This window comes from Streptomyces sp. L-9-10, from assembly GCF_004151105.1.
Classification (GTDB): domain Bacteria; phylum Actinomycetota; class Actinomycetes; order Streptomycetales; family Streptomycetaceae; genus Streptomyces.
This window is the reverse complement of record NZ_PHRF01000095.1, coordinates 541,407-558,736: the sequence shown is the minus strand read 5'-3', so window position 1 is coordinate 558,736 and position 17,330 is coordinate 541,407. Positions and strand designations below refer to the sequence as shown.

At 70.1% G+C, this 17,330-nt stretch carries 16 protein-coding genes; 12 read left to right on the top strand and 4 right to left on the bottom strand.

Translation table 11 applies throughout. The features are described from left to right. Positions 1-115: 115 nt before the first annotated feature. The 7 genes from CU044_RS23945 to CU044_RS23915 all read left to right on the top strand — a co-directional run bounded on the left by CU044_RS23945 (position 116) and on the right by CU044_RS23915 (position 7,076). Positions 116-1,495, top strand: coding sequence for a tetratricopeptide repeat protein (locus CU044_RS23945; protein ID WP_129770767.1), 1,380 nt, complete (start codon positions 116-118; stop codon positions 1,493-1,495). Between the two features lie 202 nt (positions 1,496-1,697). Then, a complete protein-coding gene (locus CU044_RS23940) occupies positions 1,698-2,129 on the top strand; it encodes a hypothetical protein (RefSeq protein WP_129770766.1) in 432 nt (143 codons plus the stop codon). 158 nt (positions 2,130-2,287) lie between these two features. Beyond that, complete coding sequence (locus CU044_RS23935; protein WP_240045797.1) at positions 2,288-3,718, top strand: hypothetical protein; 1,431 nt, start codon at positions 2,288-2,290, stop codon at positions 3,716-3,718. A gap of 16 nt (positions 3,719-3,734) precedes the next feature. Further along, positions 3,735-4,346, top strand: a complete 612-nt coding sequence (locus CU044_RS23930) for a hypothetical protein (RefSeq protein ID WP_129770764.1) — start codon at positions 3,735-3,737, stop codon at positions 4,344-4,346. Between the two features lie 122 nt (positions 4,347-4,468). Then, positions 4,469-5,365 (top strand): histidine kinase, encoded by an 897-nt coding sequence (locus CU044_RS23925; protein ID WP_129770763.1) that lies wholly within the window; start codon positions 4,469-4,471, stop codon positions 5,363-5,365. A 167-nt stretch (positions 5,366-5,532) separates the two neighbouring features. Beyond that, positions 5,533-5,820 carry a hypothetical protein gene (locus CU044_RS23920; protein WP_129770762.1) on the top strand — a complete coding sequence of 96 codons (288 nt, stop codon included), beginning with the start codon at positions 5,533-5,535 and terminating at the stop codon, positions 5,818-5,820. A 74-nt stretch (positions 5,821-5,894) separates the two neighbouring features. Continuing rightward, entirely contained in the window at positions 5,895-7,076 is a 1,182-nt protein-coding gene (locus CU044_RS23915) for a glutathionylspermidine synthase family protein (RefSeq protein WP_129770761.1), read from the top strand. A 74-nt stretch (positions 7,077-7,150) separates the two neighbouring features. Here the strand turns inward: CU044_RS23915 and rocD are convergent, their stop codons facing one another. Next, positions 7,151-8,356 (bottom strand): ornithine--oxo-acid transaminase, encoded by a 1,206-nt coding sequence (gene rocD / locus CU044_RS23910; RefSeq protein WP_129770760.1) that lies wholly within the window; start codon positions 8,354-8,356, stop codon positions 7,151-7,153. Between the two features lie 241 nt (positions 8,357-8,597). Between rocD and trpS the strand changes: the two genes are divergently transcribed. Beyond that, the gene (gene trpS, locus CU044_RS23905) at positions 8,598-9,611 is read left to right on the top strand and encodes a tryptophan--tRNA ligase (RefSeq protein ID WP_129770759.1); all 1,014 of its coding nucleotides are present in this window, start codon (positions 8,598-8,600) and stop codon (positions 9,609-9,611) included. A 277-nt stretch (positions 9,612-9,888) separates the two neighbouring features. Beyond that, on the top strand, positions 9,889-10,509 hold the full coding sequence (locus CU044_RS23900; RefSeq protein ID WP_129770929.1) for a 2'-5' RNA ligase family protein: 621 nt from the start codon (positions 9,889-9,891) through the stop codon (positions 10,507-10,509). 87 nt (positions 10,510-10,596) lie between these two features. Here CU044_RS23900 and CU044_RS23895 read toward each other — a convergent pair whose 3' ends face one another. After that, the gene (locus tag CU044_RS23895) at positions 10,597-11,352 is read right to left on the bottom strand and encodes a decaprenylphospho-beta-D-erythro-pentofuranosid-2-ulose 2-reductase (RefSeq protein ID WP_129770758.1); all 756 of its coding nucleotides are present in this window, start codon (positions 11,350-11,352) and stop codon (positions 10,597-10,599) included. A 77-nt stretch (positions 11,353-11,429) separates the two neighbouring features. Continuing rightward, positions 11,430-12,893, bottom strand: coding sequence for an FAD-binding oxidoreductase (locus CU044_RS23890; protein ID WP_129770757.1), 1,464 nt, complete (start codon positions 12,891-12,893; stop codon positions 11,430-11,432). 90 nt (positions 12,894-12,983) lie between these two features. Between CU044_RS23890 and CU044_RS23885 the strand changes: the two genes are divergently transcribed. Further along, positions 12,984-13,997 (top strand): YihY/virulence factor BrkB family protein, encoded by a 1,014-nt coding sequence (locus tag CU044_RS23885; protein WP_129770756.1) that lies wholly within the window; start codon positions 12,984-12,986, stop codon positions 13,995-13,997. Here the strand turns inward: CU044_RS23885 and CU044_RS23880 are convergent. Then, the gene (locus tag CU044_RS23880; RefSeq protein WP_345790151.1) at positions 13,945-15,183 is read right to left on the bottom strand and encodes a D-alanyl-D-alanine carboxypeptidase; all 1,239 of its coding nucleotides are present in this window, start codon (positions 15,181-15,183) and stop codon (positions 13,945-13,947) included. The two genes, CU044_RS23885 and CU044_RS23880, sit on opposite strands and share 53 nt — an antisense overlap. 280 nt (positions 15,184-15,463) lie before the next feature. Between CU044_RS23880 and CU044_RS39715 the strand changes: the two genes are divergently transcribed. Together CU044_RS39715 and CU044_RS23875 are read left to right on the top strand one after the other, a co-directional pair. Further along, complete coding sequence (locus CU044_RS39715; RefSeq protein WP_240045795.1) at positions 15,464-15,727, top strand: hypothetical protein; 264 nt, start codon at positions 15,464-15,466, stop codon at positions 15,725-15,727. Between the two features lie 79 nt (positions 15,728-15,806). After that, positions 15,807-17,168 carry a metallophosphoesterase gene (locus tag CU044_RS23875; protein ID WP_129770754.1) on the top strand — a complete coding sequence of 454 codons (1,362 nt, stop codon included), beginning with the start codon at positions 15,807-15,809 and terminating at the stop codon, positions 17,166-17,168. The last annotated feature ends 162 nt before the right edge of the window (positions 17,169-17,330 follow it).

Genomic DNA, 17,330 nt, shown 5'->3' with positions numbered 1-17,330 from the left:
GCCCTGTGGTTGCCGTGCTCGCACTAGGCAACCGTTCCGTTACGCACAGCGGTACCGTGGGGAAGCGACCGGAAATCAAGAGCGTCAAGCGGCGAGGGCACGGGAGTTGGGGCCAATGACGACACGACAGCCGAACGCCGGGCTGGAGCGGCTCTACCGCGAGAGCGGATGGACTCTGCGTCAGTTCGCCCAAGCGGTCAACCGCATCCGGACCGAGCGGGGCACGCCGCTCAAGTACACACCCGCGTCGGTCCACCAGTGGCTACAGGGGCACATGCCCAAAGAAGCAGTCCGCCCGCTCGCCCTCGAAGCCTTGGCCAGGAGACTTCACCGGCCCGTCACGTCCAGTGAGGCAGGCTTTCCCTCGTCACCCGATCAGTTGAAACAGCCCGTAGGTACCGTGGAGGGGCTGTTTGATTTGGGGAGGGAAGACATGGACCCGTCCCGCCGAGCCGTCCTCGGCGCAGGGCTTTTCTCTGTGGCGCTCACTATTCCGGGCTGGCCCGATGTGGTGGGGCGAATGGATGCCCTCAGAACTGATCCACAGCGACGCATCGGACACTCGGAAGTCCAGGCGGTAACGGCAATGACCGACCGGTTGTCGGACCTTGACGATGAATTCGGCGGGCGCTATGCGCGCCCCATGGCTGCCGCTTTCCTGGTCAACACGGTTGCCCCATATCTGAAAGCGAGCGCATCAGACGAAACCCGTAAATCGATGATGTCCGCCGCGTCTTTTCTCTGCTATCTGACCGGATGGATGGCGGTGGATGAGGGGGCGCATGGTCGAGCCCAGGAATATTACGTAAAGAGTCTGGAGCTCGCCGGGGCCAGCGGAGACCACATGACGTATTGCCATGTCCTGCGCGGCATGTCGGTACAGGCCGCAAATCTGGGCCACGGCACAGCGGCGGCACGACTCGCGAACGCGGCCGCAGAGGCATCCCCCGAGTCCGGCCCCCGAATGCGAGCTTTTATCGCCGGGCAGCAAGCGCACTCGTACGCACTGGCAGGAGAAAAGGCAAACGCACTGAACAGTCTGCGCGAGGCAGAACGTGCTGTAAATCAGGCGGAAAGTCAACTCGGAACGTTCGGGGGATTCAGCTCGGCAACGTTGGCGTATGCCACATCAGAAGTCAGGCACGCTCTGGGCGATGTGAAGGGGAGTGTTGAGTCCCTTCACGACCACTTTCGCTTGCGGGACACCACTGACAGTAAGAGATCGGAAATTAAGTTCGGTGCGATGCTGGCCGAAAGGCAACTGGAATTGGGGCACCTTGAGGCGGCTTGTGCCTCATGGAATAGGGCTTTAGATGCCTACCCGGGAATCCACTCGGGGCGGATTGACGGCCAGATCTCCAGGATCCCCTCTCTTCTCGCGCCCTACCGTTCGAATCCAGCTGCTCGTCAACTTCTTGAGCGCTCTCGTGGCGTACAGCGACCCCGTGAGCCCCGCCATCTGTCCCCAAGTAGCAGGGACGCGAGCCCGGAGTAGCCCCGTCCTCGCGGCTCCGGGGGGCGCTTCAAGGCCGGGCTCATCCAGCTACGCCGCACGAGCCTCAGCCGCTGAAACTCCCGTACCTCTCGTAACTCGCGTATCGGACGTGACAGTTCCCCGAAAGCGGCCCGCGAGGACCGGAGTTATACAATCCCACTGCGAAATCTTGATCGCGGCACCGCAAACCGGGGGGTTACGGATGGCATTCGAGCAGGGCTGGGCTCCGGCACAGGGCGGTACCGCCGCCTCCATGCAGCTCAACAGAGTCCCCGACGCGGACCGTCCCGCCGCACCGCTGCCGGGTCTCGGCGCCCCCAACCTCGCCTCGACGCCCGCCCAGAAGCGCGCGGCGGCGAACACCATCGAGACGGAACTCCAGCCGAACACCAAGAAGGCCGGCGACTGGGCCGATACCTCGATGACCTCCGCGGTCAGCGCCTTCTCCGGCTGGGCCACCGCCACCGGGCTGAAGACGGTGCAGACCACTTGGGAGAGCCAGGTGAAGACTCTCGTGGGACGGCTGAACACGGAGAAGGGCGCCCTGCGGTCGACGGTGACCATCCTCACCCAGACCGATGTCGACCGCCGCGGCACCATCAGCGGCATCCCGTCGAACTTCGAGAAGTACTGATTGACGTTCTGATGTACCGACGTACCGTCACGCCGTGCCCTGATGTCCGGACGCCCGATGTACGGGCTCCTGATGTACGGACTCCTGATGTCCGGACCGCGTGACGCGTCCGCGTCGTCTCACGGGGGAAAACCAGCATGCTGACGTATCACGATGTCATGACCACCGACTTCGGTGGGCTGAACACCGCCGCCGACAAGTGGCAGGAGATGGCCGACGAGTTCCACAAGGTCGAGAAGCGCTACCGCGACAGCGTGCAGAAGATCACGATGGACGGCACCTGGCTCGGCGACAGCTCCGTCCGGGCGGAGACCAACTTCGCCGCGACCCGCTACGAGTACCAGGCCGCGCAGACCCAGGCGAAGGCGACCGCGACCCTGCTGCGCAACGCGCACCAGCAGTTCACCGAGCTGAAGAAACAGCTGGAGAACGCCCGCGCGGACGCGGTCAAGGCCGGTATGAAGGTCTCGGAGCAGGGCAACGTCGCGTTCGACTACGCGTCGCTCACCGAGGCCGAGCGCGCGGCGACCCGGCACGACCCCGACTACGCCACGAGCATCCGGGCGAGCGAGCAGTCCTGGGCGGAGTACATCAAGGGGTGCGTCAAGGCGGTCGACGACGCCGACGCGGACCTGAAGAAGGACCTGGAGGCCGTGGTCAAGGACGGCCAGGGCAACAAGAACGACGCGACGGCCGGCACCGGCTTCAACGGCGACGCCGGCAAGGTGGCGACGTCCGACGACAAGCAGAAGCAGGACCGCCTCGACCTCGCGTGGCTCGAAAAGCGCGACAACGAGACCCTCGACGACTACATCAAGCGCTTGCAGCGCGACGGCATGACCCGTCTCACCGGCAATCCCGAGCTGGCGAAGCTGGTGTCGCAGGTGTCGAACGGCGCGATCACGGTGGGCGCGTTCACGGGCGCCCTCACCGCGGCCGGCCTGTACTCGTACAAGCTGGTCAAGGTGTTGAAGGGGGACATACCCAACGCCCCGGGCACCTTCCTCAGCCGCATGGTCAACACCCGGCTCGCGGGCGCGGCTCCCGGCAGTCTGCTCACCCGTGTCCCGCCGGGCATGATCACGGCCCTGACCGGATCGGACGAGGCCGCCATGTTCGGCGGCTTCATGCGCAACGGCGCCTACTTCATGCCGACCGCCTCCGAGGCCAACCTGGCCCGGGTGGCCTCGCAGGGCGGCCTGGCGAACGCCGCGAAGGCGGCCGGCTGGCTGCGCGGGGCGGGCGTGGTGGGCGGTGTCGCGTCGACGGCGTACGGCGTCGCGAACCTCGCGACGTACGACACCGACATGATCAAGGCCGACCCGTCGAAGTTCGCGACCGACCTCACCGGGACCGCGTTCAGCGCCTCGATGACGGCTCTGACCGTCGCGCCCAACCCGGTGACGCTCGGCCTGGCCGTCGGCACCGGCGCGGCCTACGCGGGCGCCCTGATCTGGGACAACCACGAGGCCATCGGCAAGGGAATCGAGAAGGCCGGGGACTGGGTCGGCGACAAGGCGTCCGACATCGGGGACGGTATCGCCGGTGGGGCGAAGAAGCTCGGCAGCGCCCTCAACCCGTTCGACTGAAGGAGACCGAAGACCGATGCATACCGCCACCGCCCCGATCACGCTGGAATTCTGGAAGGAGGGCCGCACGCACGAACGGCGCGCGGGCTACCGGGGCTCGTCCCCGGAGTTCGGCGAGATCGTGCTGACCTGCCCGCTGCCCAGGAAGACGACCCCGGGCAGCGTGGTCTCGGAGGTGCGCGGCACGCTCATCCCCACCGCGACGTTCGAGACCCGCGGCATCCACACCGAGGCGGCGGACCTGCCGACGCTCAACCGGTCCACCCTCAGGGTCGGCGACGCGATGGTGTACCTGCGGCGCAACCGGTTCGGGCTCACGCACAAGGCCCGCGCCCTGCACTTCCGTTACGGCGGGGACCACTACCGGCTGTGGGCGGTCAACCGGAAGCAGTACGTCCTGCGCCGGGAGGCCGACAACGAGGACCCGGGCGTCTCCCTCACGGCCAAGCAGTCCGGCATCGGCGCGAGCAAGAAGCTGGTGGTGCGGGTGACGGGCCGGGCCGTCGCCGCGGACATCGCGATCGTCTCGCTCTTCGCCGGTGTGGACCGGGCCCCGCTGACCAGGGGCGGCGCCGTACGGGCCGCCTTCGCGCGGTCCACCCGGCTCTTCGCGGAAAGCCAGTCCTGAGCGTGTTCCGCCGGAACACGGCACCGGAACACGGCACCGGAACGCCGCAGCCCTGACGACCCATCCGCCCCTTCCCGGCCTGTCCGACCACCAGTAACCAGTAGTGAAGCGAGTGTTCCGCCATGCCTTCGTACGACATCACCCGGCCCCGTTTCCGGCTGAGCGACGAGCACGTCATCGTCCTCACCGAACTGGCGACCGACCGGCCCGTGCCCGACGAGTACAGCGCGGCCAGGGACGAACTGCGGCGGTGCGGCCTGCTCGGCCAGGACGGTGAGCTGTCCGTCCTGCTGCTGCCCGTGCTGAAGACGCTCGTCAACCCCGTCGTGGTCGTCTCACTGGAGGCCACGGGCCGTCAGGGCACCCTGAACCACGGGCTGATCATCGGCGAGGACCATGTGGTCGCCCACCAGTCCTGGCCCGGGGAGCGCGAGGCCGAGTACACGACGGTCGAGCCGAAAACGCTGGTCTGGGCGATGGCGGGCATGGTGAACCTCCAGCAGTCCGCGGCCGTGCGCGACGCGGGACTCGCCGTCGTCGAGACCACCGTGGCGACGCTCGAAGCGGGGGTCGGGAGCGTGGCGGACGTCCCCGCCGCCGCGTCCGGCGGTGCGGAACGGGACCACATCCGCGCCGCCCTGGAATCGGCCGCCGCCCGGGAGACGGCCGGCACTCCGGAGCCCGCCGGCACTTCGGAACCGGCCGGAACTCTGGACGAGCCCGCGCTCACGCTCTTCGCCGACATGATCGGCGAGCTGCGGTCCAGCTGGCGGATGACCGCGGCCTGGCGGGGCCGGGACGGCGGCCAGGACGGCGTGGCGGTCCGCGGCTTCGGCGTCTGGGACTGCGGCCCGCTGGGCTACTGGCACCGTGAACTGCCCGCAGAACCGGTCGCCCCGGGGCAGGTCGGCCCCGAGAGCGCGGTGCGGCTGGTGCGGACGGACGCGAAGCGGGTCTGGCAGATGATCACGGACCTGCTGCCCGCGGAGGGCGAGATCCGGCGCGTCGCGGGACGGTAGCGGCCCGAGGCAGAGGCCGGCCCCGGGCAGAGGCCGGCCCGAGGCAAGGCCGGCCCCAGCACAGGCCCGGCCCCGGCGGCGTCCGGGAAAGACCGCGCGGCCGCCTTTACGGCAGGGTGGTGGGGCCACCTATGGTGGTTCACAACAACGGGGGAAGGGGCGGGCACATGGCCGCTACGCGTCAACGGAGGCTGAGGTCGAGCACGGTCGTGCTCGGGAGCATGGGGGTCCTCGCCGTCACCATCACGTCCTGCGGTTCGGACCCGGACAAACGGTGCGCCGACCGGACGACCCGGCAGACCCTGCCCAGCTCCGAGTGCAAGAGCGGCGGCAGCGGCTCGTACTACTACGGCGGTAAGAGCAGCAAGGGCAAGGTCGACGGCGGCAGCTTCGACAAGTCGGCCGTCGACCGGGGCGGTTTCGGCTGCTCCTCCTCCGGCTCCGGCGGCGGCTGAGTGATGCTCCGGACCGGCACGGTGACGCTCAGGACCAGCACGGTGATGCTCAGGACCGGCAGGGCGCTCCGCTGATGAAACGTCACACCACGGAGCCCCGCCCCGACTGGCAGCGGATCGTCGAGGAACAGGGCGTCATCTACCCGCTCACTCGCTACCCGGACGACTCGCTGCGGCCGTACTGGGACGAGAGCGCCTACTACTCCTTCACGCTGCCCGAGGTCGAGGCCCTCGAAGAGGTCGTCGAAGAGCTGCACGCGCTGTGTCTGGGCGCCGCCGCGCATATCGTCGAGCACGACCGCTTCGCCGACCTCGGCATCACCGACCCCCGGCTCGCCGCGCTGATCGCCGAGTCCTGGCGGCGCCGCGCCGAACTTCCCTCCATCTACGGGCGGTTCGACCTGCACTACGACGGCACGGGCCCGGCCAAGATGCTGGAGTACAACGCCGACACCCCCACCTCACTGGTCGAGGCGGCGAGCGCCCAGTGGTTCTGGATGGAGGACCGCTTCCCCCACGCCGACCAGTGGAACTCCCTGCACGAACGCCTGGTCGCCGCCTGGAAACGGCAGTCCGGCCTCCTCCCGCCCGGCCCGGTGCACTTCGCGCACTCCGACGGCGACGAACTGGGCGAGGACCTGATGACGGTCGCGTATCTGCGCGAGACCGCCCAGCAGGCGGGCCTGGACACGGAGGCGCTGTCCGTCGAACAGATCGGCTGGGACCGGCTGTCGGGCCGCTTCGTCGACGACCGGCTGCGCTTCATCCGCAGCTGCTTCAAGCTCTACCCCTGGGAGTGGCTGACCACCGACCGCTTCGGTCCGCATGTCCAGGACACCCTGGACAACGGCGGCGGTACGGGCACCACCTGCTGGATCGAACCCGCCTGGAAGATGCTCCTCTCCAACAAGGCGCTCCTGGCGATCCTCTGGGAACTCCACCCCGGCCACCCCAACCTGCTGCCCTCCCACCTCGACGGCCCCCGCGAACTGGCGGCGTCCCGCGGCTATGTGGCCAAGCCGCTCCTGGGCAGGGAAGGCGCCGGAGTCACCGTCCACGAGCCGGGGGCGCCCCCGGTGCTACGGGACGAGCCGTGCTGCTACCAGGAGTTGGCGCCGCTGCCCGACTTCGACGGCAACCGCGTGGTGCTCGGCGCGTGGGTCGTCGAGGACGAGGCGGCGGGCCTCGGCATCCGCGAGTCCGCGGGCCTGATCACCGACGAGTACGCCCGCTTCCTGCCGCACGTGATCCTCTAGACGAGGAAGTCCGAAGTGGCGTCGTCCGCCCGGGGAACGCCCCGGGCGGACACCACGTACGTACCGGATACGCCCTAGTCGGCCAGCACCGCCCTGAGCTGGTCCAGTCCCCAGTCCAGGTCCTCCTTGCTGATCACCAGCGGCGGGGCGAGCCGGATCGTGGAGCCGTGCGTGTCCTTCACCAGCACGCCGCGGTCCATCAGCCGCTCCGAGATCTCCCGGCCCGTTCCGTGGGACGGCACGATGTCCAGCCCCGCCCACAGACCCCGGCCACGTACCGTCTCCACGGCGCCGCCGCCCGCCAGCACGCCCAGTTCGTGGTGGAGATGGTCGCCCAGCTCCGCCGCGCGCTGCTGGAACTCGCCCGTCCGCAGCATCGCGATGACCTCCAGCGCCACCGCGCAGGCGAGCGGATTGCCGCCGAAGGTCGAGCCGTGCTCGCCGGGGCGGTACACGCCGAGGATCCCGGCCGAGGACACCACCGCCGACACCGGCACCACCCCGCCGCCCAGCGCCTTGCCCAGGACGTACATGTCGGGCACCACGCCCTCGTGCTCACAGGCGAAGGTCTTCCCCGTCCGGCCCAGACCCGACTGGATCTCGTCCGCGATGAAGAGCACGTTCCGCTGCCGGGTCAGCTCCCGCACCCCGGCGAGATAGCCCGCCGGCGGCATCAGCACCCCGGCCTCGCCCTGGATCGGCTCCAGCAGCACGGCCACGGTGTTCTCGGTCATCGCCGCGTCCATCGCGGTGAGGTCCCCGAACGGAACGATCTCGAAGCCGGGCGTGTACGGGCCGAAGTCCGCCCGCGCCTCCGCGTCCGTCGAGAAGCTGACGATCGTGGTCGTACGGCCGTGGAAGTTATTGGCCGCGACGATGATCTTCGCCATGCCGTCCGGCACGCCCTTGACCTGGTAGCCCCACTTCCTGGCGGTCTTCACGGCGGTCTCCACCGCCTCCGCGCCGGTGTTCATGGGCAGCACCATCTCCATGCCGCACAGCTCGGCCAGCCGCGTACAGAAGTCGGCGAACCGGTCGTGGTGGAACGCCCGGGAGGTGAGCGTCACCCTCTCCAGCTGCGCCTTCGCGGCGTCGATGAGCCTCCTGTTGGCATGGCCGAAGTTGAGCGCCGAGTACCCGGCGAGCATGTCGAGGTAGCGCCGCCCCTCGACATCGGTCATCCACGCGCCGTCCGCGGAGGCGACCACGATGGGCAGCGGGTGGTAGTTGTGCGCGCTGTGCGCCTCCGCCGAGGCGATGGCACTCTCCGTTGTCGACACGGGTTTCTCCGATCGGTCAGGACCAGCTGTGCGGGACAAGCCGTGCGGGCTGCGCGGGACAAGCTGTGCGGTACGGGCGGGGCGCAGCCCCACTTTCTATCGTCGCTCGCGGCGAGGACGAGGAAACCTTGCCCGGCCGTGTCTCCGTCCCGTCCCCGGTCCGTATCCGCTCCGTATCCGTTCCGGCTCCCCTCCCGTCTCCGTTCCCGACCTGTCGGTCATACCTGAGAGAATGGTGAGCATGGCCTCTGATCGTCCCCGCGCGCTCTCCGGAATCCAGCCCACCGCAGGCTCGTTCCACCTCGGGAACTACCTCGGTGCGGTGCGCCAGTACGTCGCGCTGCAAGAAACCCACGACGCCTTCTACATGGTCGTGGACCTGCACGCGATCACCGTTCCCCAGGACCCCGCCGAGCTGCGCGCCAATACCCGTCTCGCCGCGGCCCAGCTGCTCGCCGCCGGTCTCGACCCGCGGCGTTGCACGCTCTTCATCCAGAGTCATGTGCCCGAGCACGCCCAGCTCGCCTGGGTCATGAACTGCATCACCGGCTTCGGCGAGGCCTCCCGGATGACGCAGTTCAAGGACAAGTCCGCGAAGCAGGGCGCGGACCGCGCCACGGTCGGTCTCTTCACGTACCCGATCCTCCAGGTCGCCGACATCCTGCTGTACCAGGCGAACGCGGTCCCGGTCGGTGAGGACCAGCGGCAGCATGTCGAGCTGACCCGCGATCTCGCCGAGCGGTTCAACAGCCGCTTCGGACAGACGTTCACGGTCCCGGCGCCGCACATCGTCAAGGAGGTCGCGAAGATCTACGACCTCCAGGACCCGGCGATCAAGATGAGCAAGTCGGCGTCCACGCCCAAGGGCCTGATCAACCTGCTCGACGAGCCGAAGGCCACCGCGAAGAAGATCAAGAGCGCGGTCACCGACACTGGTACGGAGATCCGGTTCGACACCGCGGCCAAGCCGGGAGTGAGCAACCTGCTCACGATCTACTCCACGCTCACGGGCACCACCGTCGCGGAGCTGGAGGACAAATACACTGGTAAGGGCTACGGTGCGCTGAAGACGGACCTGGCGGACGCGATGGTCGAGTTCGTCACCCCGTTCAGGTCACGCACCCAGGAGTATCTGGACGATCCGGAGACGCTGGACTCGATCCTGGCCGAGGGCGCGGAAAAGGCCCGTGCGGTCGCGGCCGAGACCCTGGCGCAGACCTACGACAGAGTCGGCTTCCTCCCCGCCAAGCACTGACGGCGCGGGCCACGCACTGACGGAGTACGGGCCACGCACCGACGGAGTACTGGCGCGGTACGGAGGAGTACCGGCGGCGCACCGGCGCGGAAGTGGCGCCGGGCGCCGTCGCGGAGCGAAGACACCGGAGGTCAGTGGGGTGCACCGGTACGGAAGACCGTCGCGCCGGACGGCTCCGGCCGCCGCTGGCGGGCCGGGCGGTGCGACCGTCACACTGGCGGGCGGCGGCGAAGACGCAGACCATCGACACATGGACCACGGGACTGAGGAGATCGATGTGGGGACCGTAACGCTCGGCGTTTCGATCGCGGTCCCGGAGCCGTACGGCAGCCTGATCCAGGACCGGCGTGCGGGCTTCGGTGACCCCGCCGCACACGGCATTCCCACGCATGTCACGCTGCTGCCGCCCACCGAGGTCGACGCGTCGGCGCTGCCCGCGATCGAGGCGCATCTCGCCGCGGTCGCGTCGGCCGGCAGGCCGTTCCCGATGCGGCTGTCCGGCACCGGTACGTTCCGTCCGCTCTCGCCTGTGGTCTTCATCCAGGTGGTCGAGGGCGCGTCGGCCTGCACCTGGTTGCAGAAGCGGGTCAGGGACTCGTCGGGACCGCTCGTACGCGAGCTCCAGTTCCCGTACCACCCCCATGTCACGGTGGCGCACGGTATCGCCGAGGAGGCGATGGACCGGGCCTACGAGGAGCTGTCCGAGTACGGCGCGGCCTGGAGCTGCACCTCCTTCGCGCTCTACGAACAGGGCGCGGACGCCGTATGGCGCAAGCTGCACGAGTACGCGTTCGGCGGGGGCGGAGAGGTCTCGGGGGTGCCCTCACAGAGCACCCCCGTCGACACACCCCCGTCGGGCGGCCCGCCTCCCTGCGCGGAGTCACGGCTCCTGCGCTGAGTCCCGAGCTCCTGCCCTGAGTCCCGGTTCCCGTGCACGAGTCCTGGCTCCAGAGTCCGTGACTCCCTGGCCCTCTGACCTTCTGCCTCAGCCCGGCAGCCTGCGGAACAGCGGGCGCGGCAGATGGCGCACCGCCGCCATCACCACCCGTAGCGCCCCCGGCACCCAGACGGTCTCCGAGCGCCGCCGCAGCCCCAGCTCGATGGCCGCCGCCACCGCCTCCGGTGTGGTGGCCAGCGGCGTTTCCGGCCGGCCGGTCGTCATCCTCGACCGTACGAAGCCGGGCCGTACGACCATCACCTGCACCCCCGTGCCGTACATGGCGTCCCCGAGCCCCTGCGCGAACGCGTCCAGGCCCGCCTTGCTCGACCCGTAGATGAAGTCCGCGCGGCGGGCCCGCTCGCCGGCCACGGACGACAGCACCACCAGCGAACCGTGCCCCTGCGTCTGCAACGCGCCCGCGCACACCAGGCCCGCCGAGACCGCGCCGGTGTAGTTGGTCTGCGCCACCCGGACCGCCGCGAGCGGCTCCGCCTCGTCGTTCGCCTGGTCGCCGAGGACTCCGAAGGCGAGCAGCACCATATCGATGTCGCCCTCCGCGAAGACCTTGCCGAGGGTCTCCTCGTGGGAGCCCGGGTCCAGGGCGTCGAAGGCGACGGTACGGACGTCCGCGCCCAGGGCCCGCAGCCGGGCGGCGGCGGTGTCCAGGGCGGCGGAGGGGCGGCCGGCCAGCCAGACCGTACGGGTCCGGCGGGCGATCAGCCGGCGCGCGGTGGCGAGCCCGATCTCCGACGTACCGCCGAGGATGAGCAGGGACTGCGGGGTGCCGAAGGCGTCCTTCATCGTGAATCGCTCCTCAGGGGGCAGCAGGGCAGCAGGGAAGTTGGAGGGACGGGGGAGAGGGAGAGGGGGAGGGGGGCCTAGAGCGACAGCCGGCGTGACAGGTCCGAGGTGAAGACCGCGCGCGGATCCAGCTCCGCGCGCAGCGCGCGGAACTCGTCCAGCCGCGGATACATCGCGGCCAGCACGTCCGGCCGCAGCCGGGCGTCCTTCGCGAGACAGACCCGGCCCCCGGCCGCCGCGACGTCCTGGTCCAGCTCGTCCAGGAACGGGCCGAGACCGGTCAGCCCCGCGGGCAGGTCCAGGGCCAGCGCCCACCCGGCCATCGGGAACGACAGCCACCCCGGATCCGGCTCCCCGAAACGCCTCAGCTCGGCGAGGAAGGACGGGCAGCCCCGGCGCGCCATCCGCTCCACGATCCGCCGCAGGGCCTCCTCCTGCCCGTGTCCGATGACGAACTGGTACCGGACGAAGCCGTCGCGCCCGTAGATCCGGTTCCGGTGCGGCACGCGGTCCAGCGGATGGAAGAACGCCGCGAGCCGCCGCAGCTCCCCGGTCCTGCGCGGCGGAGCCGCGCGGTAGCCGAGCGCGTTGACGAGCCCGGCCGCCGTCCGTCCGAGCAGCCCCGGCGGTACGAGCAGCCCCGGCGGTACGAGCGCGGGCGCGGCCGTGAGATCTCCCGGCCGGAAGGGGAGCGGGCGCAGAGTCAGTGGGCGCCGCCGGGCGCGCGCGGGGAGGGCGTCCAGGGGCGCGTGCTCTCCGCGGACCAGCACCGCGCGCCCCAGAGCCGCCCCCCGGGCCAGCAGATCGATCCGGGCGACCGCGTACCGGTGGCGGGGGCGGGAGGTGGCGAGCCGGGCGAGCAGATCGTCCAGATCCCTGGCCCGTTCGGTGTCGACGGACATCAGGGAGGTCGCCACGCGGTGCAGCCGTACGGTCGCCGAGAGGATCACGCCCGTCAGGCCGAGCCCGCCCGTCGTCGCGTCGAAGAGCGGGGTGCCGCGGGGGACCGTACGCACCTCACCGTCGGCGGTCAGCAGCTCCACCGACAGCACATGGCGGGCGAAGGAACCGGCCCCGGGGTGGTTCATGCCGTGGATATCGGCGGCGATGGCCCCGCCGACCGTCACATAGCGCGTCCCGGGCATCACCGGCACGAACCACCCCAGCGGCAGCAGCACCTCGACCAGCCGGTGCAGACTCACGCCCGCGCCGCACACGACGACGCCCGTGTCCGCGTCGATGGCGTGGATCCGGTCCAGCGCGATCGTGTCGAGGATCGCGCCGCCCGCGTTCCTCGCCGCGTCGCCATGGGCCCGGCCGAGGCCGCGGGCGATGGAGCCACGGCTTCCGGTCGCGCGTACGGCGGCGACCGCCTCCTCGTACGAACGGGGGCGTACCAGCAGGGCGGTCGTCGGGGCGGTACGGCCCCAGCCGGTGAGGGAGACGAACGGGTCGACGTCGTCGTCCACGAGCGCCGTGTCAAGAGCGGCGGTGTCGAGAGCGGCGGCGTCGTCGGTGTCGAGGGTGGTGTCGGCAGACATGGTGGTGACCGTATCGCCCCATACCGCATTCTTTATGGCCTTTGTCGTGCCGCTCGCGCTTGTTTTCCGATCAGCGGGTACACGTCGTTCATGGACTGGCTGAAGAAACTGCCCCTTGTCGGCCCGTTCGTGGCCAGGCTGATGCGGACGCACGCCTGGCGTTCGTACGAGACGCTCGACCGCGTCCACTGGTCCAGGCTGGCCGCCGCCATCACCTTCATCAGCTTCATCGCGCTCTTCCCGCTGATCACCGTCGGTGCCGCGATCGGCGCCGCGCTGCTCAGCCGGAGTCAGCTCGACCAGGTGCAGGACACCATCGCCAAGCAGGTCCCCGGCATCTCCCAACAGCTGGACATCAACGGGCTGGTGGCCAACGCGGGCACGGTCGGGGTGGTGGCCGGCGCGCTGCTGCTCCTCACCGGGATCGGCTGGGTCGGCTCCATGCGGGAGTGCCTGCGCGCCGTCTGGGAACTGGACGAAGCGGAAGAGGGCAATCCGTTCCTGCTCAAGGGCAAGGACGCGGTGGCGCTCCTCGGCCTGGGGGCGGTCGGGCTGGCCTCACTGGGCGCCTCGGGCTTCGGCTCCACCGCCGTCGGCTGGACCGCCGACCGGCTGGGCATCCCCGGGAACGGCGCGGGCGGCGCCCTGCTCCAGACCGCCGCCCTCGTCGTGGCGGTCCTCGCCGACTTCCTCCTGCTGCTGTACGTACTGACGCTGCTGCCGCGCGTCCACCCGCCGCGCCGCCGGCTCATCGTCGCCGCGCTCATCGGCGCCGTCGGCTTCGAACTGCTCAAGCTGCTGCTCGGCGGCTATATGAGCGGCGTGGCGGCGAAGAGCATGTACGGCGCGTTCGGGGTGCCGGTGGCGCTGCTGCTGTGGATCAACTTCACGGCGAAGCTGCTGCTGTTCTGCGCCGCCTGGACGGCGACGCGCGGCAAGGGAGACCTGGCGGACGAGGGGGACACCGGACAGGACACCGGGCCGGGGGCCGATCCCGGGACCGGCCCGGAGACCGAGCAGCGGCGGGGTGACGGCAACCGCGCGGGCGGGGCTACCCGCGCGGGCGGCGACGGACCAGGTCGGGCAGCGGCCAGCGCCGGTTGACGAGGAACACCGCGCCTCCCAGCAGGACCAGCACCCCGCCCGCGACCGCGAGAGCCGTTCCGACACCGCCCGTGCCCTCGCCGTTCGCGGCGGCGAACTTGGCGGGCTCGGTGGCCTTACCGGCCCCGGCCGAGTCCGCCCCCACGGCGGTGGGGTTGGGCGAGGCCTTCGTACGGGCGGACTTGGGCGGCACCAGCTCACCGACCGGCTTCACCTTCCCGGCCGCCGAGAATCCCCAGTCCAGCAGCCGCGCCGTCTCCTGGTAGACCGCCTGGCCCTCCGTCGAGGACGGGTTCATGACGGTGACGAGCAGCACCCGGCCATCGCGCTCCGCGACGCCGGTGAAGGTCGCGCCCGCGTGGGTGGTGTTGCCGTTCTTCACTCCGGCGATGCCCTTGTACGTGGTGACGCCGGGGGCGCCGGTCAGCAGCCGGTTGGTGTTCTGGATCTCGAACGAGTCGCGCTTCGGGTCCCCGTTCTTGTCCTTCTCGACCTTCTCGCCCTCCTTCGGCTTCTGCACGTCGCCGGGGAACTTGGCCGACGCCGTCGAGCAGTACTCCCGGAAGTCCTTCTTCTGGAGTCCGGAGCGGGCGATCAGCGTGAGGTCGTACGCGCTGGAGACCTGGTTCTTCTCGTCGTAACCGTCGGGCGTCACGACATGCGTGTCCAGGGCCTGGAGCTCTTCGGCGTGCTTCTGCATGTCCTTGACGGTCTTGGGGATCCCGCCGTTCATCTTGGAGAGCACGTGGACGGCGTCGTTGCCGGAGCGCAGGAAGACCCCCAGCCACAGATCGTGGACGGAGTAGGTGAGGTTCTCCTTGACGCCGACCAGGCTGCTGCCCGCGCCGACCTCCGCGAGATCGGTGGGCGCCACCTTGTACACCTCGTTCTTGGACAGCTTGGGCAGCACCGTGTCCGCGAAGAGCATCTTGAGGGTGGACGCCGGCGGCAGCCGCCAGTGGGCGTTGTGCGAGGCCAGCACCGCGCCCGACTCGGCGTCCGCGACGATCCAGGACCGGCCGCTCAGCTGCTTGGGCAGGACCGGCGCGCCGGCGCCGAGGTTCACCTGCGTACCCACCCGGCCGAGCTTGGCCCCGCCGACCGTGGACATGGAGACGGGCGGCTTCGGCCCGTTGGTGTCGGGCCCGTCGATCTTGCCGTCGGCCGACGCGGGCACGGCGGTCATCACGGGAAGCACTGCGGCGGCGGCGACCGTCAACACGGTCTTTTTCAGAGCGGACACGATCGAAAACGTACATGGCGTGGACACCGACGCCGACCCGGGTGGGCTGATCGGCTCCATCCCCGGCGCGTACAGCCCCATTGGCCCTACCGCGTACGACGGTACCGCGTTCCGGTCCGGCCGCCTGCCCTTCGGACCCGGATTCCCCGGACTGGGATATCCCGGACCCGGATTCCCCGGACCCGGCTGCCGTTGTGCCGACGGCCCCGGTGATACTGAAGTCATGAAGCTCAACCGCCCCGTGTCCTGGTTCCTGCTCGCGTTCGGGGTGTGGAGCTGGTTCATCTGGATCACTTTCGTCAAGAACCTGTGGCAGGACGGCAGTGGACTCGCGTTTGACGACGCCGGTGATCCGACGGGGTACTTCTGGGTGCACCTGACGCTCGCCGTCGCGTCCTTTCTTCTGGGGACGGCCGTTGGCGTCATCGGGTTCCGCTCTGTGCGCGCGCTCCGGCGCGAGCGGAGCGAACAGCATCTGACGCCGTGAACGCCGTGAACGCCGTGAACGCTGTGACGGCCGCCGTGAACGCCGTGAACAACTGGGACAAGGGATAAGGGGCCTGTTCGTGGTCGTCGTGACCGTTCTGGGGGTGCTCGCCGCCATATCGCTGGTGGCTGCGGCGCACTGGTATCTCTGGCGGCGCCTGGTGCGCGACACGACCAGACCCGGCGGCCTCGCCCGCAGGCTGGGCACCGTCGCCGTGGTCGTGCTGCCGTTACTGTCGGTCGGCGCCGTGGCCTCGGGGCGCTCGGGGATGCCCTTCTGGGCGCAGCAGGCATTGGCCTGGCCGGGCTTCCTGTGGCTGGCGGCGCTGCTCTACCTGCTGCTGGCGCTGCTGGTGGGCGAGGCCGTACGGCCGCTGCTGCGGCGGCTGCTGGAGCGCCGGGACGCGTCGGTCGGGGCCGAGGGTCCGGCGGGGGCTGAGGTCCCGGTGGAGGCCGTCGCGCGTACGCCGGTGGGTGCGGGGTCGGGCACGGGTTCCGGTACTCGTCCTGATATGGACATATCCGACGGACGTCCGGACCTGCCGGAACCGTCCGCCACGGCCACCTCACCCGCTTCCCCTTCCGCTCCCGCCGCTGCCGTCGCTCCCGTCCCCGGGCCCTCCCGCCGCCTGTTCGTCTCGCGTGTCGTCGGCGGCGCGGCTGCCACCGCCGCCCTCGCCACCGTCGGATACGGCACGTACGGCGTCCTGCGCGGCCCCCGCGTCAAGCGCGTCACCGTCCCGCTCGCCAAGCTGGCGCGCGGCGCCCATGGCTTCCGTATCGCCGTCGTCAGCGATATCCACCTCGGACCGATCCTGGGCCGCGCCCACACCCAGCGCATCGTCGACACCATCAACTCCACCCAGCCCGATCTGGTCGCCGTCGTCGGTGACATGGTGGACGGCAGCGTCAAGGACCTGGGTCCGGCGGCCGAGCCCCTCGCGGGTCTCAAGGCCCGGCACGGCTCGTTCTTCGTGACCGGGAACCACGAGTACTTCTCGGGCGCCGACGCCTGGGTCGACCACGTCCGTGAACTGGGCCTCCGGCCCCTGGAGAACGAGCGCGTGGAGATCCCCGGGTTCGACCTCGCCGGGGTCAACGACATCGCGGGCGAGAGCGAGGGCGCGGGCCCCGACTTCGCGAAGGCGCTCGACGACCGCGACCGGACCAGGGCTTCCGTACTCCTCGCCCACCAGCCCGTCGTCATCGACGACGCCGTGCGCTACGGCGTCGACCTCCAGCTCTCCGGGCACACCCACGGCGGTCAGCTGTGGCCGGGCAATCTTCTCGCGGGCCTGGCCAACCCGACCGTGGCCGGCCTGGAGCGGTACGGCGACACCCAGCTGTACGTATCGCGCGGCGCGGGCGCCTGGGGCCCGCCGGTCCGGGTCGGCGCCCCCTCCGACATCACCCTCGTGGAGCTGGCCTCGCGGCAGGCGTAGGGCCTGTCCGGCGGAGCTTCGCCGGGACCGTCGCCGCGACCGACCGTCGCCGCGATCTTCGCCGGGCAGGGCCCAGGCCCTGTCCGGCACGGTTAACACGACCGTTTCCTGTGCGATCCGGCATTCCTCTTCCGCCCATGAACCCCTTGTGGTTGGGTGAGC